Consider the following 21,206-nt stretch of genomic DNA (forward strand, 5'->3'; position numbering starts at 1 on the left):
GGCGAGCCGCGGCGCCCTGTCCGACCGGCCTCAGGTCCGCGACGGGTAGTTCGGGCTCTCGCGGGTGATCGTCACGTCGTGGACGTGGCTCTCGCGCAGGCCCGCATTGGTGATGCGGATGAACTGCGCCCGCTCCTGGAACTCCGGAACCGTGGCGGCGCCGACATAGCCCATGGCGGCGCGCAGGCCCCCGGCGAGTTGGTGCAGCACCGCCGCGACGGGCCCCTTGTAGGGCACCTGCCCTTCGATGCCCTCGGGGACGAGCTTGTGGGTGTCGTTGACCTCGGCCTGGAAGTAGCGGTCCGCCGAGCCCCGCGCCATGGCGCCGACGGAACCCATGCCACGGTAGCTCTTGTAGGAGCGGCCCTGGTAGAGGAACACCTCGCCCGGCGCCTCGTCGGTGCCGGCGAGCAGCGAGCCGAGCATCGCCACCGAGGCGCCGGCCGCGATCGCCTTGGCGAGGTCGCCCGAATACTTGATGCCGCCATCGGCGATGACCGGCACGTTGGCGTCGTAGGCGGCCTCCACCGCCTCGATCAGGGCGGTGAGCTGGGGCACGCCCACGCCCGCCACGATGCGGGTGGTGCAGATCGAGCCCGGGCCGATGCCGACCTTGATGGCGTCCGCGCCGGCATCGATCAGCGCCTGCGCACCCTCGCGGGTGGCGACGTTGCCGGCGATGACCTGCACGGCGTTCGAGAGCTTCTTCACCCGCGCGACGCTCTCCAGCACCTTGATGGAGTGGCCGTGGGCCGTGTCGACCACGATGACGTCGCAGCCCGCATCGATCAGGCGCTCGGCCCGCTCGAAGCCGCCATCACCCGTGGTGGTGGCGGCGGCGACCCGCAGGCGCCCATGCTCGTCCTTGACGGCGTGCGGGTAGGCGACGCGCTTCTCGATGTCCTTGACGGTGATCAGGCCGATGCAGCGGTAATGATCGTCGACGACGAGCAGCTTCTCGATGCGGAACTGGTGGAGCAGGCGCTTGGCCTCGTCCTGGGTCACGCCCTCGCGCACGGTGATGAGGCGGTCGCGCGTCATCAGCTCGGCGACCGGCTGGCCGGAATTGGTGGCGAAGCGCACGTCGCGGTTCGTCAGGATGCCCACGAGCTTGCCGCGCGAGCCGTTGGGCCCGCGCTCCACCACCGGGATCCCGGAGATCCGGTTGGCCTTCATCACCTCGAAGGCGTCCGCCAGGGTCTCGTCCGGATGGATCGTGATGGGGTTCAGCACCATCCCGGACTCGTATTTCTTGACGAGGCGGACCTGCTCGGCCTGCTCCGGCGGCTCGAGGTTGCGGTGGATGACGCCCATGCCGCCGTTCTGCGCCATGGCGATGGCCATCGGCGCCTCGGTCACCGTGTCCATGGCAGACGCCAGGATCGGCAGGTTCAGGGCGATCGAGCGGGTCAGCCGGGTCGCGACATTGACCTCGGTCGGCATCACCGAGGAGGCGGCGGGCCGCAGGAGGACATCGTCGAAGGTCAGGCCTTCGATGATGGAATTCGTCGTGATGCGGGCCATGTGCCAACTTCCTTGCTGGGCGATTGCAGGCCCGAAAAGGGCTTGCCGCGTGAGCGGGTTGGCACGGGCCAGTAACACGCGGAGGACGCCTGCGCAAAGCGGCTGCGCGGGCCTGCATACAGGTTTTCCCCGCAGGTCCGCCCTGCGCCGCGCGCGGGGAATAAACTGGTCGGCCGGGTCCCGGCCGTCAGTTGATGCGGGGCGAGGCGCCCTTGTCGCCGAATTCCGGCGGCAGGCCGATGTAATCGCCCAGGATGCCATCGACGCCGGGCGCGCGACCGAAGGCCTCGCAATCGGGATCGAGGGGCGCCTCGCCCAGCACCGTGATGCGCAGGCGGTCGTAGGTCGGCAGCGTCAGGGGTGCCTTGAAGGGGTCCTGCCCGGTCGCGAGATAGAAGCCGAAATCCTGCCCGAACTCGCCCGCGAGGTCGTAGGCGTCGCTGATCGGCGAGAAGCGCGGCTGGCTGGTGAAGGAATTCGCCGCCCCGCCCCAGATCATCGCGGCGCGCTGCTCGTGGCGCCGGTCGAGGGCCTCGGCCTCGACCGTGAGGCTGCCGAGACCGATGGGAACGCGCGGCACCGGGATGCGCCCGACCGCGTCCGCGAAACCGACGCCGAGCTGCGACGCGATGGTGATCGCCCCGGAGGCCGCGATCGTGGCGCCGGCGCCGGGCAGGCCAGTGAGCTCGACGCGGGTCACAGCCGCCCGGACCGTCAGGTCGGCGTCGCGCCCGGAGACCACGTCGTAGCGCAGCGACAGCTCGTAGCAGAGGGCCCGGTCGGCGGCGTTCGCCACGAGCTTGCGCTGCTTGGCGGTGATGGCGGGGCCCGAGATCGATTCCGGGAAGGCGGTCGGGATGATGCGGACGGTGCGGGTGCGCGCGAGCGCGGTCTGGTCGGCGTAGAGGCGGGCCGTGGTGGTGGCCTCGTCGCTGGTCTTGAGGCGGTCGTAGCGGGTGAGAGAGCCGGTCTGGTTGAGAAGCACGGTGCCGCAGGCGGCCACGCTCAGACAGAGCGCGAGCCCGGCCGAGAGCCGGGTCAGCGAGCGGGTCTTGGTCAGCCGAGGACGCATCCTGTCACTTTCACGCAGCGGACATGGGGCACGCGGTCGGGGTGCGCCGGCCGCGCCGCGGCCGCAGGAAGGCGGCCGTCCCGACGCATGCCGAGCGCGCGGCGGGCCGCGGCGTTGCGGAAAGCTTAAGGGTGAGGCCGCGGCCGGGGAAGGGATCCGGCCCTGGCCACGGCCGATCGTTGCTGCGTGTGTCCGAGGGGACACGACTCCCGCCCCGGGCCGGAACGCCGCGATGCAACCGAGCGCCGCGTCAGGGTTTGTTGAGGCCGATGCGCAGCTCCCAGATCGTCCCCCTCGTCGTCGCCACCGCGCTGTTCATGGAGAACACCGATTCCACCGTGATCGCCACGGCCCTGCCGACGATCGCCAGCAGCCTGGGCGAGGACCCGATCGCCCTGAAGCTCGCGCTCACGGCCTACCTCGTCAGCCTCGCGATCTTCATCCCGATCAGCGGCTGGATGGCCGACCGCTACGGGGCACGCACGATCTTCCGGGCGGCCCTCGTGGTGTTCATGGCGGGCTCGCTCGCCTGCGCCTTCTCAGGGGGGCTGACGGGCTTCGTCGCCGCCCGGTTCCTTCAGGGGGTCGGCGGCGCCATGATGGTGCCGGTCGGCCGCCTCGTTATCCTGCGCAGCGTGCCCAAGGGCGAGCTCGTCTCGGCGCTGGCCTACCTGACGATCCCGGCGCTCATCGGCCCGATCATGGGGCCGCCGCTCGGCGGCCTCATCACCACCTGGCTCGACTGGCGCTGGATCTTCTTCATCAACATCCCGATCGGCCTCGTCGGCATCGTCCTGGCGAGCCTCTACATCGCCGACATCCGGGAGCCCGAGCGCCCGCCCCTCGATCTCGTCGGCTTCCTGCTCCTCGGGCTTGGCCTCGCGACCCTGATGCTCGGCCTCGCCTCGACCGGCCGCCACCTGCTGCCGGCCTGGGTCACCTGGGGCTGCCTCGGGGGCGGCACCGTGCTGCTCGCCACCTATTTCCGGCACTCGCGCGCGGTGGCCCACCCGGTCCTGCGCCTCGATCTGCTGCGCTACCCGACCTTCCGGGCCGCCGTGACCGGGGGCAGCCTGTTCCGCATCGGCACCGGCGCGATCCCGTTCCTGCTGCCCCTGATGCTGCAGATCGGGTTCGGACTCGACCCGCTGCAATCGGGCCTGATCACCTTCGCGGCGGCGGCCGGGGCGATGTTCGTGAAGATCGTCGGGCCGCGCATCCTGCGCCTGCTCGGCTTCCGCCGGGTGATGGTGACGAACGCCGTGCTGGCGGCGGCATTCCTGGCCGTGAACGGGCTGTTCACGGCCGGGACCCCGCACGGGCTGATCGTCGGGGTGCTCTTCCTCGGCGGCTGCCTGCGCTCGCTCCAGTTCACCTGCGTCAACGCCATCGCGTATGCCGACCTCGAGTCGCGCGACATGAGCGCGGGCACGAGCCTTGCCAGCGTGGCGCAGCAGATCTCCCTCAGCCTCGGCGTGACGATCGGGGCGCTGGCGCTGGAAGCGGCGGCGGGCTGGCACGGCCGCAGCGCCATCGCGGCCGCGGATTTCGCGCCGGCCTTCGTGACGGTGGCGCTGATCTCGGGCGCCTCGGTCCTGGCCTTCCTGCGCCTCGCGCCCGATGCGGGCGCGGAGGTGTCGGGCCAGCGCCTCGCCGCAGCGCCGCCGGCGGGGGCGTCGGGCCGGAACTAGGCGGGCCAGCCGGATGCGCGGCGAGCCCGTCGGCTCACGCCGCGGCGCGGGCGGGGGCGCGGCTGCCGGAGCGCTTCGCGGGCGCGCCGGACCGCGCGCCGGCCTTGGCAGCGGGTTTCGCCGGCTGGCGGGCCGGCGCGGCGCGGTCCACGCGCCAGCCCTGCCAGCTCCAGGCCCCCGGCCCGGTGAGCGCGTAGAGCAGGAAGCCCCCGGCGAGGCCGAGATCGGCGAGGAACAGGGTCCGCTCGGCCACGGCCGCCGGGCCGGAAAAATGCCAGAACGGGTGGATAAGCACCGCGGTGACGGCCGCGAAGGCCCCCAGGGCCAGCCCGGTGAGGCGCGGCAGGACCCCGAGGATGAGGGCGAGCGGCCCGAACACCTGCACGATCACGGCCGCGGTCGCGACGGCGTTCGGCGCCGGGAGCCCGGTGCCGGCGAGCGTCAGGGCGAAGCCCGAGACGTTGAGCGCCCGGGCAATGCCGGTGGGCAGGAGCGCGGCGGCGAGGAGCAGGCGCGACGAGAGAAGCAATCCGTCCTGGGCGCGGGCGATCACGGTTGGGCTCCGGTGGCATGCGGGAAACGCCACCACCCTCGCGAGCGGGCCTGAAGACGGGGTTAAGCGCGGGGCGTTCTCAACCGGAGACGCCGCCGCGGAACAGGCGCCCGCGCTCGGTCCAGGCCACCACGAGGAGCGCGAGGCCGCCGAGGCCGGCATAGCCGAGGCCGATCGGCAGCGTGGTGCCGTCGAAGGCATGCCCGATCAGGAAGCCGCAGAAGGCCCCCAGGATCGTGGTGTAGAACCCCAGGAAGGACGAGGCCGTGCCGGCGATCTCGCCCAGCGGCTGCAGCGCCAGGGCGTTGAAGTTCGGCATGGCGAAGCTGATCAGGAACTGGTTGGCGGCCAGCACCGTGAGGAACAGGGCGAGCGGCGGGTGGCCCTGATAGGCGAGCCCGATCCCGACCTGCAAGAGCGCCACGAGCACGAAGGCGCAGAGCCCCGCATGCGAGAGCGCGCGCATGCCGAGCCGCCGCACCACGCGGGCATTGACGAGCGTCGCCACGCCCATCGCGCCGGCGACGAGCCCGAAGGCCAGCGGGAACAGGGCGCCGAGATGGTAGAGCCCCGTGTCGAAGACCTGCTGGGCGGAGCCGACATAGCCCATGATGCAGCCGGTCAGCAGCCCGAGGGCGGTGGCGTAGCCGATGGCGACGCGGGTGCGCAGGGTCAGGCCGAGCGCCTGCCCGACCGCGCGGGGCGAGAGGGGCCGGCGATAATCCGGGTGCAGGGTCTCGGGCATCCGGGCCGTGAACCAGACCACCAGGATGCCGGCCAGGACCAGCATCGAGACGAAGACGTAGTGCCAGGAGCCGAGCGCCAGCATCATGCCGCCGATGGCCGGCGCGATCATGGGCACGATCAGGAAGACCATCATGATCAGCGACATGACGCTCGCCATCTCGCGCCCCGCGAAGCGGTCGCGGACGATCGCGGTGGAGAGGACGCGCCCGCCCGCCGCCCCGAGCCCCTGGACGACGCGGGCGGCGAGCAGCCAGCCGAAGGACGGCGCCACCATGGCGAGGAAGCAGCCCGCCACGTAGACCGAGAGGCTGAGGAGCAGGACCGGGCGGCGGCCGAAGCGGTCGGAGACCGGCCCGTAGACGATCTGCGCGAAGCCGAAGCCGATCATGTAGACGTAGACGAGGAGCTGGAGGCTGTTCGGGTCCGCGATGCCGAAGCGGGCCTGGATCACCGGGAAGGCCGGCAGCAGGTTGTCGATCGAGATCGCCGTCACCGCCATCATCAGGGCCACGATGGCGACGAACTCGGCAAAGCCCGGCCTGGTCCAGGCCGGTACCTCACGGGTGGACGCGCCTAGGGTCGAGCCGGGCCGGATCGGTGCTGTCACGGAATGCCTTCGGTGAATGGGCGCGGGTGATCGGGAAACGCGCCCGGGCCTCTTCGGTACCGTTCAAGGCGGCGGTGTGACGCCGCGCATGACGGGGAAGCAGGGCCGCCACGCGACGCGCTTCGGCCGCAAATCCGGTCTAGCTCGGCGCTCGCTCCCCGTGCGGAGAGGTGCCATGCGTCCCTGCCTCCACGTCGCCATCCTGCTCCTCGGCCTCGCCGTTCTCGGCGCGCCGGCCACGTGGGCACAGTCCCAGCCCCCGACGCGGGCGGGCTTCGCCCAGCGCGCCGACGCGCTGGTGAAGCCCTATCTCGAGGCGAAGCTGTTCTCGGGCGCGATCCTGGTGGCCCATCGCGGCCGGCCGGTCTTCCGGCGCGCCTACGGCCTCGCCAACCGGGAATGGGGCGTGGCGAACACCCCGGAGACCCGCTTCCGCGTCGGCTCGATCACCAAGCAATTCACCGCGGCGGCGATCCTCAAGCTCGCGGAAGCCGGACGCCTCAACCTCGACGACCCGATCCGCCGCTTCTACCCGGAGGCGCCGGCGGCCTGGGACCGCGTCACCATCCGGACGCTGCTGACCCACAGTTCCGGCATCCCGAGCTACACCAACCTGCCGGATTACTACGCGCGCATCCAGCGCCTCGAAATGGCGCCGCGCGAAATCGTGGCGCTCACGGCGGACAAGCCGCTGCTGTTCGAGCCCGGCAAGGGCTTCGACTACGACAATACCGGCTACATCCTGCTCGGCCTCGTGGTCGAGGCCGCATCCGGCCAGTCCTACCAGCGCTACCTGCGCGAGACGATCTTCGAGCCGGTCGGCCTCAAGGATACGGGCTACGACGATGCCAGCGTGATCCTGCCGCGCCGGGCCTCCGGCTACCGGCTCGGCAACGGCCAGTTGCGCAACGCCCTGCCGATCGCCTCCAGCATCCCGTACGCGGCCGGCGCCCATTACTCGACTGTGGACGACCTGCTCGCCTGGGACCGGGCCCTGTTCTCGGGGCGCGTCATCTCGGACCTGTCGCGCCGGGCGATGTTCGCGGATGCCGGCTACGGCTACGGCTTCGGCTGGTACATCGGGCAATCGCACGGGCACCGGCTCTGGTCGCATGGGGGCGGCATCAACGGCTTCCTGACCATCAAGGACAATTACCCCGACGACGACCTCATCGTGCTGGCGCTTGCCAACACCGAGACGGCGCCGGTCCAGGCCATGGCGCGGGAGATCGCGGCCCTCTGGTTCCGCATTCCCGATCCCGGCAGCGAGATCGTGCTCGAGCCCGAGATCATGGACCGCTATGCCGGGCATTACCGCCTCGGGCCCGGCCGGCTCCTGACCCTGACCCGCGAGGGCGACCACCTCATGGCGCAGGTGACGGGCGAGCCCGCCCTCCCCTTCGTGCCGGAGGGCGACCGAACCTTCGTGTCGAAGGCGCGCAACGCCCGCATCACCCTCGACACCGAGCCGGATGGGCGCCCGACCGGCCTGATCCTCTACCGCGACGGGATCGACCGGACCGCGCCCCGCATCGAGGAGACGCAGTAGGATCGGCACGCCACCGTACGGTGCAGGGGCCGGCGATCCGTCCGTGCGGGATCGCGCGGGTGTCGCCATCCTGGTCATTCGCGCGTATTATCGTCACCACACCGCAAGTTGCGATGCCATAAAACGACGTTGCAACGCCGCTGAACTTCGCAGCTCGGCCGTGTGAGACGGGTCGTTTTCTGCACTGCATCATCGCTATGGCCAAAAGTCCAACTTGATTTGGCGGGCCATCTGCCATTGGCTGCGGCCGAGCGGTCAAAGAGCCACCTGAGGAGACGCCAATGAACAAGCCGGAATTCCTGGGCGCCAGCACGAAGGCGCCCTTCTCGGCGCGCTACGAGAATTTCATCGGCGGCAAGTGGGTCGCCCCGGTCGCCGGGCGCTACTTCGAGAACACCTCGCCGATCACCGGCAAGGTCGTCTGCGAGGTCGCCCGCTCGGACGCGCAGGACATCGACAAGGCGCTCGACGCCGCCCACGCCGCCAAGGACGCCTGGGGCTGCACCGCGCCGGGCGAGCGCGCTCGCATCCTCAACCAGATGGCCGACCGGATGGAGGAGAACCTCGATCTGATCGCGCTGGCCGAGACCTGGGACAACGGCAAGCCGATCCGCGAGACGACCCACGCCGACATCCCGCTCGCCATCGACCATTTCCGCTACTTCGCGGGCTGCGTCCGGGCGCAGGAAGGCTCGATCTCCGAGATCGACCACGACACGGTGGCCTACCATTTCCACGAGCCGCTCGGCGTCGTCGGGCAGATCATCCCGTGGAACTTCCCCATCCTGATGGCGGTGTGGAAGCTCGCGCCCGCGCTCGCGGCCGGCAATTGCGTGGTGCTCAAGCCCGCCGAGCAGACCCCGGCCTCGATCCTGGTCCTGCTCGAGATCATCGGCGACCTGCTGCCGCCGGGCGTGCTCAACGTCGTCAACGGCTTCGGCCTCGAGGCCGGCAAGCCCCTCGCCTCCTCGCCCCGCATCGCCAAGATCGCCTTCACGGGCGAGACGACGACGGGCCGGCTGATCATGCAATACGCCTCGCAGAACCTGATCCCGGTGACGCTGGAGCTCGGCGGCAAGTCGCCGAACATCTTCTTCGCGGACGTGGCGAACGAGGATGACGACTTCTTCGACAAGGCCCTCGAAGGCTTCACGATGTTCGCCCTCAACCAGGGCGAGGTCTGCACCTGCCCGAGCCGCGCGCTCGTGCACGAGTCGATCTACGACCGCTTCATGGAGCGGGCGATCAAGCGCGTCGAGGCGATCACCCAGGGCTCGCCCCTCGATCCGACCACGATGATCGGCGCGCAGGCCTCCTCCGAGCAGCTCGAGAAGATCCTGTCCTACGTCGATATCGGCCGGCAGGAGGGCGCGGAATGCCTCACCGGCGGTGAGCGCGGCACCCGCGAGGGCGACCTCGCCGAGGGCTTCTACATGAAGCCGACGGTGTTCAAGGGCCACAACAAGATGCGGATCTTCCAGGAGGAGATCTTCGGCCCCGTCCTCTCGGTGACGACCTTCAAGGACGACGAGGACGCCCTCTCGATCGCCAACGACACCCTCTACGGCCTCGGCGCCGGCGTCTGGACCCGCGACGGGACCCGCGCCTACCGCTTCGGCCGGGCGATACAGGCGGGCCGCGTCTGGACGAACTGCTACCACGCCTACCCGGCCCACGCGGCCTTCGGCGGCTACAAGCAATCCGGCATCGGGCGCGAGACCCACAAGATGATGCTCGACCATTACCAGCAGACCAAGAACATGTTGGTGAGCTACTCGTCGAAGAAGCTCGGCTTCTTCTGAGCGAGACGCTCCGCGAGAGCCCCGCGCGCCCCGGCCGAAAGCCGGGGCGTTCTCGTCTCGAGACCGCTTCACGGCGCGAGGCAGGCCTTGGCGATGGCGTTCGACCGCTCGGTCCGGAACGCGCCGGCGACCCGCGCCTGCGGGGGCCGGACCTCCTGGCCGGGATTGGCCTCGGCCCGCTCGAGTTCCGGCAAACCCGCCTTCACGGCGGCGTCGGCGTAGCAGGCGCAGAATCGGTCCGGGTCGGCGACCGTGCTGCCCGGCGGGATCAGGTCGGCGAGGTCGGTCAGGCAGGTCCGCAACTCGGTCCGGCGCCCGCCCGTATCGACGTCCGTGCGCGTCTGCGCCGCGGCCGGGAGCGCGGCGAACAGAAGGGCGGAGAGTATTGCGGGGCGGATGGCGGGCGGCGGCGTGCGGCTCATGGCATCGATTCTCCGGGCCGCGGCGAGATCGCGCGCTCGCGCCGTCAACGCGGACAAGGCCCAAATGTCCCGGCGGCCGATCGGACGATTCCCGCCGATCTGCCGCCCTTCGGCCGCCCCTGCATTTCCGGCGCCCGCGCGCCACATTGCCCTTGACCCCGCCCCTGGAGACAGCGCGCCATGACCGAGACCGCAGCCCCCGAAGCCACCACCGCCGAGCAGGCGGGCGTCGACGGCACGCCGCTCCGGGTCACCGCGACCCCGGCGGCCCTCGCGCTCATCGACGAATTGCGCGCCGAGCACGGCCCGGTGATGTTCCACCAGTCCGGCGGCTGCTGCGACGGCTCCTCGCCGATGTGCTACCCGGTCGGCGACTTCATCACGAGCGACGGCGACGTGCATCTCGGCCAGGTCGGAGGCGCGGATTTCTTCATCAGCCGCTCGCAGTTCTCGGTCTGGAAACACACCCACATCATCCTCGACGTGGTGCCGGGGCGCGGCGGCATGTTCTCCCTGGAGAATGGCCGCGAGAAGCGCTTCCACATCCGCTCCCGCCTGTTCACGGATGCGGAGAACAAGGCGCTGGAAGGCGCCTGCCGGTTGTAGGTCCGTAGCCCAGGCGCTTCGCCAACCCCCGACGTCCTGCGCACCCGGTCTCACAGGCCTCGCCTCGGGGAGGATCGATCGCGCGGGAACGCCCGGCTCAGTCCTCTTCTGGCTCAGACTTCCTCGGGCTCAGTCCTCTTCGGGCTCAATCCTCTTCGGGCTCTTGCGCCGGGGCGCCGCGATAGCCCGTGGCCAGCACGTAGAGCTCGCTCGAATCGGCCCGGCTCGCCGGCGGCTTGACGTGGCGCACGCTCGCGAAGTCGCGCTTGAGGTCGGCGAGCAGCGTGCCCTCGGTGCCGCCCTGGAAGACCTTGGCGACGTAGGCGCCCCCCGGCGCCAGGATCTCGCGCGCGAAATGGGCCGCGGTCTCGGCGAGCCCGATGATGCGCAGGTGGTCGGTCTTCTTGTGGCCCGTGGTGTTGGCCGCCATGTCCGACATGACGATGTCGGCGGGGCCGCCGAGACGATCCGTCAGAAGCTCGGGGGCGGACGGGTCGAGGAAGTCGAGGGTGATGAATTCGACGCCCGTCATGGGCTCGATCTCGAGGAGGTCGATGCCGACGACGCGCCCCTGGGGCCCCACCACCTTGGCGGCGACTTGCGACCAGCCCCCCGGCGCCGCCCCGAGATCCACCACCCGCTGCCCGGGCTTCAGGATGTGATAGCGCTCGTCGATCTCCAGGAGCTTGAAGGCGGCGCGGGAGCGGTAGCCCTCGCGCTTGGCGCGCGCCACGTAGGGATCGTTGAGTTGCCGCTCCAGCCAACGCTTCTGGGACAGGGTGCGCCCGCGCCCGGTCTTGACCCGCTGCTTGAGCTCACCCCGGATACTGCCGCCGCCCCCTGCCCCACGCCGCTCGCTCACCGATAGCCTCCACGGCGCCAGACGCCGTCCTCGCGCATCATGTTCATCAAGAGCCCCTCGCGCAGGCCGCGATCGGCGATGCGCAGGCGCTCGGAGGGAAAGGCGCGCCGGATCGCTTCCAGGATCGCGCAGCCCGCCAGTACCAGATCGGCGCGATCGCGTCCGATGCAAGGGTTGTCGGCGCGCTGGTCGAGGCGGGTGTCGAGGAGATCGTCGATCGCGTCCGAGACCTCGTCGTCGTTCATCCAGAGCCCGTCGACGCGGCGGCGCTCGTAGCGCGGCAGGCGCAGGTGCATGGCGGCCAGCGTCGTCACCGTGCCGGAGGTGCCGAGCAGGTGGAAATGCGGGGCGGTGGCCGCCGCCGCCGCCCGGATGGCGAAGCGCGACAGCATCACCGCCACCTCCTCGACCATGCCCTCGAACATCATCCGGGTGACCTCGGCCCCGCCGTGGCGCTCGGCCAGCGTCACCACCCCGACCGGGAGCGAATCCCAGGCGCGGATGCGCAGGGTCGGATCGGCCGAGGGGTTGGTGGCGGCTCCGTCGAGCCAGGCGATCTCGGTGGAGCCGCCGCCGATGTCGAAGATCACGACCGATTCGGCCTGCGGGTCGGCGAGCGCCGCGCAGCCCGTGACCGCGAGATAGGCCTCGGTCTGGCGGTCGACGATCTCGAGATCGAGCCCGACGTCGCGGCGGACGCGCTCGACGAAATCGGCCCCGTTCACGGCGAGCCGGCAGGCCTCGGTGGCGATGATCTTGGCCCTCACCACCCCGCGCGCCTGCATCTTGCCGCGGCAGATCCGCAGGGCCTCGACGGTGCGCTCCACGGCGGCCTCGCTCAGGCGGTCCGAGCTGCCGAGGCCCTCGCCCAGGCGCACGATCCGCGAGAAGGCGTCGATGACGCGGAAGCCGTGCGAGGCCGGCTCGGCGATGAGCAGGCGGCAATTGTTGGTGCCGAGATCGAGGGCCGCGTAGGCGTTGCGGCGGCCGTAGCGGGCCGGCTGCGCGGCCGGGGACGCGCCCTCGCGGTGGCCGCCCTCACGTTGGCCCGGGGGGCCGGCCGCAGGGCGGGCCGGCACGGCAGCGGCACTCTCGTCCCTCATCGGCGGTGCCGAAATCCTCAACGCGTGGCCCCGGCAGACTGCCCGGCCACCATTCATCGGGAAGCGTACAAGGTCGGGTGGGAACTGCAAAGCCTCGAATCGGCGACGCAGCCGATCGCGGCGCCGCCCCGATCGTGTCAGCCCGGGAACGGCTTGCGGTCGAACTCAGGCCATCGCCTTGGCGCCGCCGGCCATCCGCACCGTCGGGCGCAGCAGGCTCTTCACCTGGGAATAGGGCCGAGGCCGGTTGATCACCTCGTCGAGGCGCGACCACAGGGTCTTCGGGGAGAATGGCTTGGCGATGATCTCGTTGACCCCGAGCGAGATCGCCCGGTCCACGACGTTGCGGCGGGGCTGGGCCAGCATCAGGATGATCGGCACCGTCGGGCAGGGCGAGGTGGTCGGGGTGCGGGCGAGGCGGATGAACTCCTCGCCGGACAGGATCGCGAGGTCCCAGTCGATGATGGTGAGGTCGGGCTTGCTCTCCGCGAGGACGCCGAGCGCCTCCGCCCCGTCGGGGGCCTCCAGCACGCGCTTGATGCCGACGCGCATCAGCATGTCGCGCACGATGCGGCGGATATACAGGCTCTCGTCCACCACCAGGGCGGAGAGATCCGGGAAGGTCGGAGTCGCGATCATCGCTTGCGGAATCGGGCCGGCCCGGAACGTCCGGCGACCCGGAGCCTACGCCGGCGACCTTTTCGCTTCCCTAACGTCCTGTGGGCCGAAGGGCGCCCAGGCGGGCAGGCCGGCAGTCCCATTGCGTACGCGGACGCCCCTGAAGCGGAGGGTCCGGGCTTGGCCGCCCGGGACCCGAACCGGGTTTCGAGGCCGTAAAAACGGCCCGCGGCACCCGGGAAGCGTGAGAAGGTCCTTGCGGTAAGGCCGGGATTGCGTCAGGACTGAGGCGTTATTCTTGGTTACCGCGACCAGGAGTAATGATAGTGCGGAGCGTGGGCTGTCTGGGATGGCGCGCACGCGGTATTCGAGACGATGGTCGGCGGACGGTTTTTGCGAGCTTTCGATGGGACGTGGTCGTGATTTCAGGGGGCCGCAGAAGCGCGGCTTCGATGACGGTGCCGAGCCGCGGTGGCCGGATCAGGCACCGCCGAGCGGCGGATACGGTGGCGGCGGCTTCGGTGGCGGTGGTGGATACGGCGGCGGTGGCGGCGGTGGTGGTTTCGACCGCGGACCGGCGCGTGCAGCCGCTGCCCCGACTGGCCCGGAGCGCGATGCCACCGTCAAGTGGTTCAACAAGGAGAAAGGCTTCGGTTTCGTCGAGCTCGGTGACGGCTCGGGCGATGCCTTCCTCCACATCCGCGCGGTCGAAGCGGCAGGACATGCCGACCTGATGCCGGGCACGCGCCTCACGGTCCAGACGGCCCAGGGGCAAAAGGGTCCGCAGGTGACGAACGTTACCAGCGTCGACACCTCGACGGCCGAGGCGGCTCCGCCCCGGCGCGACGCTCGCCCACCTCGGACCGGCGGCTTCGGCGGCGACCGTTTCGGGGGCGGTGATCGCTTCGGCGGCGGCGGCGGCGACCGCTTCGGTGGCGGCGGCGGCGACCGCTTCGGCGGTGGTGGCGGCGGCGGTGGTGGCGGACGTTTCGCGTCCGGTCCCTCGGTCGAGATGTCCGGAACTGTGAAGTGGTACGACCCGGCCAAGGGCTTCGGCTTCGTCTCGGTCAATGATGGCGGCAAGGACGTCTTCGTGCACCGCTCGGCGCTGTCGCGGGCCGGCCTCGATTCCCTGGCCGAAGGTCAGCAGGTTACGCTTGCCGTGATCGAGGGCCAGAAGGGCCGCGAGGCCCAGAGCATCAACGTCGAGGATTGAGGCCCGGCGGCCTTGCGGTCGCCGTGTTCCCTGATGAGATTGAGACGGCGGTCCCTGGCGGGCCGCCGTTTCGCGTTTCACGCCGCTCCGGGAGCCCCCATGCGCGTCGCTTTTCTCCTCGTCAGTGGCCTCCTGCTCGCGGCGCCGGCTGCGGCCGAGGATTTCACGGGCTTCTACGCGGGGGTGAATGCCGGCTACGGGTTCCAGCGCGACCGGAAGTCTCGCGAACCCGTCTGGGTCCCGGCCCCCGGCCCCGGAGCCTCCGCCGCCGACGGGCTGCCCCCGAGCGCGGCCGGCGCCCTGCGGGCCATGGCGGGGAGCCGCCCGAATGCGCGCCAGGGCGCCGTTCTGCCGCAATAGGCTCCGCCGGCGGTTCGGCCGCGAAGCGGGCAGGCGCGATCAGGCCTCCTCCTGCGCGAGCGGGGAGGCGCCGGCCAGCGGCCGGATCGGCGCCGCGTACTGGAGGGCCCCGGATGCATCCTTGACCTCGATGCTCCAGCCCGCCACCGGGCGCCCGCCGAATTGCGCGTAGCTCTTGCAATCATCGGCCCGGCGCCGCGCGACCACGATGGCCGCCTCCAGATCGGGGAGGTCGAGACCGTCGGCATCCTTGAGCACGAGGTCGTCCGGGGACAGGACGTCGAAGAAGAAGATCGCCACGATGCACCTACGGTCGCGGGCCTCGTCCAATGCAGCGGCCCGCTAAACCATAGATCGTTCTCTTACCCAAACACAGGGGTCAGGTGCACACGAACGGTTGTATTGTTGATCAAGTCGAGGGGTGATGAAACCGGCGGCTCGTCGGTGATCGTCAAGCTCAGGCCCGTCACCGGAGGCCGTCACGCCACGGCGCGCGTCTCCGACTGATGAGAGCGCCGGTCCGGGGCGGCGCTCCGGTCAGCATCCCGGTGGCCTCGGAGGGATTGCTCCTCGGACGGCGGCAGGTTGATGATCACCGGCTTGCCGGACACCGGGTCGAGGATGATGATCGCCATCAGGAACTCCTACGCTCCCCCGTGAGGCGCAGTCCGCACGCTCGATGTGGCGGTTTTGTGATTCCCGGATAGGCCTCGGCGCCGGGCTGGGAATTGCGGGGACTGGCGCCCTCCGCCCCGTGAATGCAACTCAGGCTGGTTTCAAGCCAGCGCGCCTGTGCCTCGCGAGGGCGGGCGGGCCCTGTCCTTTCCGGGCCGAAGCGCTTAACGAGCCGCCTGAGGGCCGGGGCTCGGATCCGCGGCGCACCGTGAGGGATGCCGCGCCGCGCGGCCGCAGATGGATTGCCATGAACGCCGTCACGATCATCGTCCCGATCTTCGGGATCATCCTGATCGGCTGGGCGGCGGCGGTGACCGGCCTGCTCTCGGACCGGGTCAGCGACGGGTTGTCGGAATACGTCTTCGCGATCGCGGTGCCGGCCCTGATCATCGGGACATTGACGCGCCCGGGACTCACCGGCGAGATCGCCTGGTCCTACTGGCTCGCCTATTTCGGCGGCGCGGGCTTCTCCTGGCTCTGCGGATCGCTGGTGGCGTGGCGCCGACACGGGATCGGACGCCAGGGCGCCATCCTGCACGGCTTCGCGGCGAGCCAATCCAACACGATCTTCGTCGGCGTGCCGACGATCCTGCAGGCCTATGGGGAGGCCGGCGCCTACCCGCTCTTCCTGCTGCTGGCGGTGCACCTGCCGCTGATGATGGGCTTTGCCACCTTCCTGATCGAGGCCGAGGGTGACCGCCCCCTCCTGCACCGATTGCGGAGCCTCGCATGGGTGCTCCTGCGGAATCCGATCTTCGTCGCGTTGGTCATCGGGATCGCCATGAAGACGGTCGGCATCGTCCCGGGGGGCCCCGTGAAGGCGCTGCTCGACGCGTTCTCGGTCACTGCCTCGACCTGCGCCCTCGTGGCGCTCGGCGCCGGCCTGAAGCGCTACCGCGTCCTGTTCGATCTCCCGGGCGCCCTCGTGGTGGCGGGCCTGAAGCTCGTGGTGCACCCGCTCATCGTCTGGCTCCTCGCCTTCCACGTCTTCGCGATGCCGGCGGCGTATGCGGGAGTGGCGACCCTGTTCGCGGCCATGCCGGTCGGCATCAACGCCTATCTTCTCGCGGTCCGGTACAAATCCGAGACCGGTCTCGTCGCGGCCTCGGTCCTGGCCTCGACCCTGCTCGCGCCGGCGACCACGATCGCGTGGCTGATGATCCTCGGCCGGGCCTGATCGCGCAGAGCCCGGCGCTCACTCGACGCACAGCGTCGTGAGCACCGTGCGGTCGCCGTCACGCACGATCATGCGCCAATTGGCGTTGTCCCCGAGCTCGCCGCTGCTGAGCAGCTCCGCGACCGCCAGCTTGGCCTGCTGCAGGGCCGCGTCGAGGTCGAGCACCTCGACCCCGACCTCGTCACGCAGGGTGGTCAGCCCGTCGGTCAGGTCGAAAAAGATATGCTGGGTCAAGATCAGTCCCCTGGCAGTTTACTGAAAAATTCCAGACAATTACTTAAATGACTACGCATTTAGACTGCCATTTGGCGGACCGTACACATTTAACTTTTCTTGGAAAGCACGAAATCGCACCTTCATAATAACATGTTGCAATAGTAAGGACTTCGCGCTAGGAATTCAGGATAGATCGTTAACTATTCATTGATCAATCCGAAACACAGCCCGACTCAAAGGTACTAACACCAAGCGTCCCGGAGGAAAATCATGTCAACCGGGTACGATATCGAACAGATGCCTGGGCGTCTTGCTTCGGAACTTACTGAACCGCAGGAGACACGCATTCTCGCACATCTTCGCGCGATTTTCTCGAAGATCGCCGATTCAGCGACGAAGCAGCTTGGTCTCCCTGAAGTACGCGTCGCCGATCCTCGTCTCGACGGCTGATCGATCGGCACATCCGACACCGAATTCGTTCAAAATATGCAGCCACGCGCTGGCATCTGTGGGGAGCATCGCCATGTCGATCGTCGGGGACGTGCCGACTGCCCTGGTGGCGTCGAGTTCGTTCGTGCGGGAGGGGCTGACCTCCTTCCTGGGCGGGACCCGGTTCCGGGTCGTGGAGATCGCCGCGGACCTCGATCGGGACGACGGGCTCGCGCCGGTCCCGTCTCGTCCGGCCCTGGTTCTCGCCGCGCTCGACGACGCCGCGAGCGTCGAGGCGGCCCGCCGCGTCCGCGATCGCTGCCCGGATGCGAAGCTCGTCGTCTTCGGGCGGGCCGACGCGCCCGGCAACCTGCCGAAGGACCTCTGCTTCGGCGCGCAGGCCATCCTCGACCGGGACATCGGCCGCGACACCCTGGTCAAGGCCCTCGACGTCGTGATGTCCGGCGTCACCGTGCAATCCTCGGGCTTGTTCTCCTGGCTCCTCGAGCGCTCACGCATCGCGGCCGACGGAGCGGGCGACCGACAGCAGATCCTGATCGGCGGCCCGCCGGACGCGGAGGAGATGGGCGCGGCCTCCGGCCATCCCCTCTCGAGCCGCGAGCTCAACGTTCTCCGCTGCCTCGCGGACGGCGCGTCGAACAAGGTCATCGCCCTGAAGTTCGATCTTGCCGAGGCAACCGTGAAGATTCACGTGAAGAACATTCTTCGCAAGCTCAAGACCCAGAACCGCACCCAGGCCGCGATCTGGGCCAGGGAGCATGGGATCTATCCGAAATAGGCCACGCCCCGGGGCCGGGGCCGGGGCCGGCAGCCGCGACCAGGCCGGCGATCCGCCGGCCGACCCCGAAACGCCTCCTCCGAAGCGCCTCCTCCGAAGCGCCTTTCCCGACCGCCGGGCTCGCGGGCCTCAGAGCCCCGCCACGTGCAGCCGAGCGCCCGCCTCGGCGAGCAGCCGCCGCTGATCCGCCGGTGCGCCGTAATCCGTCACCAGGGTCCAGGTCCGGGGAAGGGGCGCCCAGGCGGTCTGCTCGGCACGGCCGAGCTTGCTCGCGTCGGCGAGCACGATTACCTCGCGGGATTGCCGGATCATCAGCGATTTCAGCGTGGTCTGATCGAGGCTCGCTTCGCAGAGGCCGCGCCCGGCCACCACGCCGTCCGCGCTCATGATGGCGCGGTCCGCCGTCATCAGGCGCAGGGCCTCGACGGCGAGCGGCCCCACGGTGCTCATGCTGGTCGTCCGGACGCCGCCCCCGAGAACGACGAGTTCGAGCCCCGGCGCCTCCGCCAGGAAGGGCAGCAGGGCGAGGTTGTTGGTGATGATCCGAAGCCGGCGCCGACGCAGCAATTGCCCGAAGGCGGCGACCGTGGAGCCGGCATCCAGGATCAGCGTGTCGCCATCCTCGATCAGGGCGATCGCCACCTGCGCGATGGCGCGCTTCTCGGCGCCGTTCACGGCATGCCGCTCGGCCAGCGTGGTCTCGACCGGATGCCGCGCCAGGATCGCGCCGCCATAGGTCCTGCGCACCGCGCTCGTGGCGGAGAGGTGCTGCAGGTCGCGCCGGACCGTCGAGGCGGAGACGCTGAAGCGGCGCGCGAGATCGTCCACGTCGATCTCGCCGGCACTCAGCGCGTCCATGAGCAGCGCCCGACGCTCCCTGCTGCGCATCGACATCGCCCCCTCGGCTCCCCCACCCTGTCGGCGCCTCCGCGTCAGGCGGCCTGCGGCTTCGGCGCGAGATCGACCGCCTGACGCAGCGCTTCCACCAGGCTTCCCTCGTCCGCGATTCCTTTGCCGGCGATGTCGAACGCCGTGCCGTGATCGACGGAGGTTCGTATCACCGGAAGGCCCACGGTGATATTCACGCCGGATTCGAGCCCCAGGACCTTGATCGGGCCGTGACCCTGATCGTGGTACATGGCGACCACCATGTCGTAGTCGCCGCGGCCGGCGAGAAAGAACAGGGTGTCGGCCGGCAGCGGGCCGCGCACGTCCCAGCCCCTGGCCTGGCAGGCCTCGACGGCCGGCGTGATCTTCTCGGCCTCCTCGCCGCGGCCGAAGAGCCCGCCTTCGCCCGCATGCGGGTTGATGGCGCAGATGCCGATCTTCGGGTTCGCGATCCCGGCCTTCACCAGGACGTCGTGCCCGCGCGCGATGACGCGCTCGACGAGACCGGGCTCGATCTTCGCGATGGCATCGAGCAGGCCGATATGGGTGGTGACGTGGATCACCCGCAGCTTCGGCGAGACCAGCATCATCGAGACTTCCGGCGTCCCGGTGAGATGGGCGAGAAGTTCGGTGTGGCCGGGGAATCGGTGGCCGGCGGCGTGCAGCGCCTCCTTGGAGAGCGGCGCGGTGCAGATGCCCTGCGCCTGGCCCGCCTGCACGATCTCGACGGCCTTCTCGATATAGCGGTAGGCCGCCTCGCCGGCCGTCGCGGAGACCCGGCCGAAGGGCAAGTCCTCGGGCACGACCTTCAGGTCGATGCATTGCACGGACGCGGTCTCGAACGTCGCCGCGCCGGCATCGCTCAACGCCTCGACCGGGATCTCGATGCCGACGAGGCGGCCCGCCTGCCGCAGGCGCTGCGCATCCCCGACCACGAGGGGCCGGCAGAGGGCCTGGACGTCCGCGCGGGCGAGCGCCTTCATGACGATCTCGGGGCCGATTCCGGCCGGATCGCCCATCGTGATCGCGAGGGTCGGGCGGGTCATGTGAAACGTCCTTCGGTTCTGACGGTGCGCAGGCGCGCGCCGATGCGCAGGAGGCTGTCCGCGTCGCCGAAGGCGCCCGCCTTCGTGGCGACCGGGATGGAAAGGCGGCCCAGCGTCAAGCCGAGCGAGACGCCCGGCTCGATCTCGTCGAGGAGGCGGATGCCGATGACGCCGAACCGCGTGAGCAGGGCCGCGGCGGTCTCGCCGCCCGTCGCCGCGAAGGCGCCGATCCGCGCGGCCACGGGCTCGAGGACATCCGCGAGCCCCTGGACGAGGCGCGGGCCGAGCGACATGTCCGGCGCGCCGTCCATGGCGATCTCGACCAGCACGTCGCCGCCGGCGGCGGTCACCCCGGCGATGCGCGCGGCGAGCGCCGCCTTGCCGGCCGCATCGCCCAGCAGCGTCCCGGGCGCGACCGGGAGGTGGGTCACGCGCCCCTCCGCCGCGAGATTGCGGGCCGCCGCGCGGGAGGCCGCCGCGAGGGACCCGACCACGATCAGGGCGCCGCACCGGCTCGGCGTGATGCGGACCGGCTCGGTGGGCGGCGCCCTGTCGATGGCCGCGAGGGCGTGGGCAAGGCCCGCGCTTCCGATGAAGAAGGTCGCGGGCGTGCCCGGCAGGCTCGCCCGGGCGATCCGGCCGAGATCATCCTCCGTCTCGGCATCGCAGATGGCCACGACGTCGCCCAGCGTGGCCACTTGCGCGAGCGCGCCCGCGAGGTCGCCGCGCACACGCGCGAGCGGAATCGTCTCGGCCCGGATTTCGGCCGAGGCAAGGACAGCCGACAGGTCGGCAGTCGCGTAGGTGTGGTCGCGATGCCAGACCTCCGCCTCCTCCAGCGGACGGCCGCCGACGCGGACGCAGCCCGCGACTGTGGTCCGGCCCGTTGCCGGGAAGGCGGGCGCGAAGATCCCGAAGGCCGTCCCGGCCCGCGCCTTCAGGGCCGCGATCGCCGCCACCGTCTCGGCGGCCGGCTGTCCCCGCAGGGTCGAATCGATCTTCTTGAAGAGCACCCGGTCCGGCTCGAGCAGCCGGCCGAGTAACGCGGCGTGGCGCCGCGCGGCCGCTTCCGCCGACAGCCCGCGGCTGTCGGCATCGTAGGACAGGACGGTCGGCCGGTCCGGCCCGACGAGGCCCGCCTCACCCCAGGTCACCGCCGCGTCGCGCCCTCGGCGCCCGAACGCGATCGCGCAATCGGCAGCCCCGGTCAGGTCATCGGCGAGGATGAGCCAGCGGCCGGCCAT

23 protein-coding genes are annotated in these 21,206 nt (G+C 70.3%); 9 read left to right on the forward strand and 14 right to left on the reverse strand.

Translation table 11 applies throughout. The annotated features are described in order from the left end of the window. Nucleotides 1-30 precede the first annotated feature (30 nt). Both guaB and F6X53_RS01755 read right to left on the reverse strand, forming a co-directional pair. The gene (gene guaB, locus F6X53_RS01750) at nucleotides 31-1,524 is read right to left on the reverse strand and encodes an IMP dehydrogenase (protein ID WP_150996552.1); all 1,494 of its coding nucleotides are present in this window, start codon (nucleotides 1,522-1,524) and stop codon (nucleotides 31-33) included. A 187-nt stretch (nucleotides 1,525-1,711) separates the two neighbouring features. Next, on the reverse strand, nucleotides 1,712-2,596 hold the full coding sequence (locus F6X53_RS01755; protein ID WP_150996554.1) for a DUF3313 domain-containing protein: 885 nt from the start codon (nucleotides 2,594-2,596) through the stop codon (nucleotides 1,712-1,714). Between the two features lie 269 nt (nucleotides 2,597-2,865). Between F6X53_RS01755 and F6X53_RS01760 the strand changes: the two genes are divergently transcribed. Then, nucleotides 2,866-4,287 (forward strand): MFS transporter, encoded by a 1,422-nt coding sequence (locus tag F6X53_RS01760; RefSeq protein WP_150996556.1) that lies wholly within the window; start codon nucleotides 2,866-2,868, stop codon nucleotides 4,285-4,287. A gap of 34 nt (nucleotides 4,288-4,321) precedes the next feature. On the opposite strand, the gene F6X53_RS01765 is transcribed toward F6X53_RS01760, so the two are convergent. Then, nucleotides 4,322-4,840: a DoxX family protein gene (locus F6X53_RS01765; RefSeq protein ID WP_150996558.1), complete on the reverse strand. Its 519-nt coding sequence runs from the start codon at nucleotides 4,838-4,840 to the stop codon at nucleotides 4,322-4,324. A 79-nt stretch (nucleotides 4,841-4,919) separates the two neighbouring features. After that, the gene (locus F6X53_RS01770; protein WP_425324674.1) at nucleotides 4,920-6,194 is read right to left on the reverse strand and encodes a multidrug effflux MFS transporter; all 1,275 of its coding nucleotides are present in this window, start codon (nucleotides 6,192-6,194) and stop codon (nucleotides 4,920-4,922) included. 175 nt (nucleotides 6,195-6,369) lie between these two features. On the opposite strand from F6X53_RS01770, the gene F6X53_RS01775 reads away from it, so the two are divergent. Both F6X53_RS01775 and adh read left to right on the forward strand, forming a co-directional pair. After that, complete coding sequence (locus F6X53_RS01775; protein WP_150996562.1) at nucleotides 6,370-7,743, forward strand: serine hydrolase; 1,374 nt, start codon at nucleotides 6,370-6,372, stop codon at nucleotides 7,741-7,743. Between the two features lie 281 nt (nucleotides 7,744-8,024). Beyond that, nucleotides 8,025-9,545, forward strand: coding sequence for an aldehyde dehydrogenase (gene adh, locus F6X53_RS01780; RefSeq protein ID WP_150996564.1), 1,521 nt, complete (start codon nucleotides 8,025-8,027; stop codon nucleotides 9,543-9,545). 68 nt (nucleotides 9,546-9,613) lie between these two features. Here the strand turns inward: adh and F6X53_RS01785 are convergent, their stop codons facing one another. Next, nucleotides 9,614-9,967 (reverse strand): hypothetical protein, encoded by a 354-nt coding sequence (locus tag F6X53_RS01785; RefSeq protein WP_150996566.1) that lies wholly within the window; start codon nucleotides 9,965-9,967, stop codon nucleotides 9,614-9,616. Between the two features lie 180 nt (nucleotides 9,968-10,147). On the opposite strand from F6X53_RS01785, the gene F6X53_RS01790 reads away from it, so the two are divergent. Next, on the forward strand, nucleotides 10,148-10,573 hold the full coding sequence (locus F6X53_RS01790) for a DUF779 domain-containing protein (RefSeq protein WP_150996568.1): 426 nt from the start codon (nucleotides 10,148-10,150) through the stop codon (nucleotides 10,571-10,573). A gap of 145 nt (nucleotides 10,574-10,718) precedes the next feature. Here F6X53_RS01790 and F6X53_RS01795 read toward each other — a convergent pair whose 3' ends face one another. From F6X53_RS01795 to F6X53_RS01805, 3 genes are all read right to left on the reverse strand, one after another. Continuing rightward, on the reverse strand, nucleotides 10,719-11,435 hold the full coding sequence (locus tag F6X53_RS01795; protein WP_150996570.1) for an RlmE family RNA methyltransferase: 717 nt from the start codon (nucleotides 11,433-11,435) through the stop codon (nucleotides 10,719-10,721). Then, nucleotides 11,432-12,538: a Ppx/GppA phosphatase family protein gene (locus F6X53_RS01800; protein WP_150996572.1), complete on the reverse strand. Its 1,107-nt coding sequence runs from the start codon at nucleotides 12,536-12,538 to the stop codon at nucleotides 11,432-11,434. The genes F6X53_RS01795 and F6X53_RS01800 overlap by 4 nt, the downstream gene beginning before the upstream one ends. A 165-nt stretch (nucleotides 12,539-12,703) precedes the next feature. Beyond that, a complete protein-coding gene (locus F6X53_RS01805; protein WP_150996574.1) occupies nucleotides 12,704-13,177 on the reverse strand; it encodes a response regulator in 474 nt (157 codons plus the stop codon). Between the two features lie 385 nt (nucleotides 13,178-13,562). Here F6X53_RS01805 and F6X53_RS33580 point away from each other — a divergent pair, with 385 nt between their 5' ends. Both F6X53_RS33580 and F6X53_RS01815 read left to right on the forward strand, forming a co-directional pair. Further along, nucleotides 13,563-14,372, forward strand: a complete 810-nt coding sequence (locus tag F6X53_RS33580) for a cold-shock protein (protein WP_150996576.1) — start codon at nucleotides 13,563-13,565, stop codon at nucleotides 14,370-14,372. Nucleotides 14,373-14,471: 99 nt separating this feature from the next. After that, a complete protein-coding gene (locus F6X53_RS01815; protein ID WP_150996579.1) occupies nucleotides 14,472-14,732 on the forward strand; it encodes a hypothetical protein in 261 nt (86 codons plus the stop codon). 39 nt (nucleotides 14,733-14,771) lie between these two features. Here F6X53_RS01815 and F6X53_RS01820 read toward each other — a convergent pair whose 3' ends face one another. Both F6X53_RS01820 and F6X53_RS32065 read right to left on the reverse strand, forming a co-directional pair. Next, nucleotides 14,772-15,032 (reverse strand): DUF6894 family protein, encoded by a 261-nt coding sequence (locus F6X53_RS01820; RefSeq protein ID WP_150996581.1) that lies wholly within the window; start codon nucleotides 15,030-15,032, stop codon nucleotides 14,772-14,774. Between the two features lie 179 nt (nucleotides 15,033-15,211). Beyond that, nucleotides 15,212-15,367, reverse strand: a complete 156-nt coding sequence (locus F6X53_RS32065; protein WP_191970657.1) for a hypothetical protein — start codon at nucleotides 15,365-15,367, stop codon at nucleotides 15,212-15,214. A 287-nt stretch (nucleotides 15,368-15,654) separates the two neighbouring features. On the opposite strand from F6X53_RS32065, the gene F6X53_RS01825 reads away from it, so the two are divergent. After that, the gene (locus F6X53_RS01825; protein ID WP_150996584.1) at nucleotides 15,655-16,584 is read left to right on the forward strand and encodes an AEC family transporter; all 930 of its coding nucleotides are present in this window, start codon (nucleotides 15,655-15,657) and stop codon (nucleotides 16,582-16,584) included. A gap of 18 nt (nucleotides 16,585-16,602) precedes the next feature. Here the strand turns inward: F6X53_RS01825 and F6X53_RS01830 are convergent, their stop codons facing one another. Next, on the reverse strand, nucleotides 16,603-16,818 hold the full coding sequence (locus F6X53_RS01830; protein ID WP_150996586.1) for a DUF6894 family protein: 216 nt from the start codon (nucleotides 16,816-16,818) through the stop codon (nucleotides 16,603-16,605). A 252-nt stretch (nucleotides 16,819-17,070) separates the two neighbouring features. Here F6X53_RS01830 and F6X53_RS01835 point away from each other — a divergent pair, with 252 nt between their 5' ends. After that, complete coding sequence (locus tag F6X53_RS01835; protein WP_150996588.1) at nucleotides 17,071-17,250, forward strand: hypothetical protein; 180 nt, start codon at nucleotides 17,071-17,073, stop codon at nucleotides 17,248-17,250. A 73-nt stretch (nucleotides 17,251-17,323) separates the two neighbouring features. Then, nucleotides 17,324-18,028 (forward strand): LuxR C-terminal-related transcriptional regulator, encoded by a 705-nt coding sequence (locus F6X53_RS33000; RefSeq protein WP_238296770.1) that lies wholly within the window; start codon nucleotides 17,324-17,326, stop codon nucleotides 18,026-18,028. Nucleotides 18,029-18,157: 129 nt separating this feature from the next. Here the strand turns inward: F6X53_RS33000 and F6X53_RS01845 are convergent, their stop codons facing one another. From F6X53_RS01845 to F6X53_RS01855, 3 genes are read right to left on the reverse strand one after another with little or no spacing between them, the layout of a single operon-like run. Continuing rightward, nucleotides 18,158-18,922 (reverse strand): DeoR/GlpR family DNA-binding transcription regulator, encoded by a 765-nt coding sequence (locus F6X53_RS01845; RefSeq protein ID WP_150996590.1) that lies wholly within the window; start codon nucleotides 18,920-18,922, stop codon nucleotides 18,158-18,160. 38 nt (nucleotides 18,923-18,960) lie between these two features. Then, nucleotides 18,961-19,962, reverse strand: coding sequence for a 4-hydroxythreonine-4-phosphate dehydrogenase PdxA (gene pdxA / locus F6X53_RS01850; RefSeq protein ID WP_150996592.1), 1,002 nt, complete (start codon nucleotides 19,960-19,962; stop codon nucleotides 18,961-18,963). Further along, nucleotides 19,959-21,206, reverse strand: coding sequence for a four-carbon acid sugar kinase family protein (locus tag F6X53_RS01855; protein ID WP_150996594.1), 1,248 nt, complete (start codon nucleotides 21,204-21,206; stop codon nucleotides 19,959-19,961). The genes pdxA and F6X53_RS01855 overlap by 4 nt, the downstream gene beginning before the upstream one ends.

Origin of the sequence: Methylobacterium soli (genome assembly GCF_008806385.1) — a bacterium.
In the GTDB taxonomy this organism is placed as follows: domain Bacteria; phylum Pseudomonadota; class Alphaproteobacteria; order Rhizobiales; family Beijerinckiaceae; genus Methylobacterium; species Methylobacterium soli.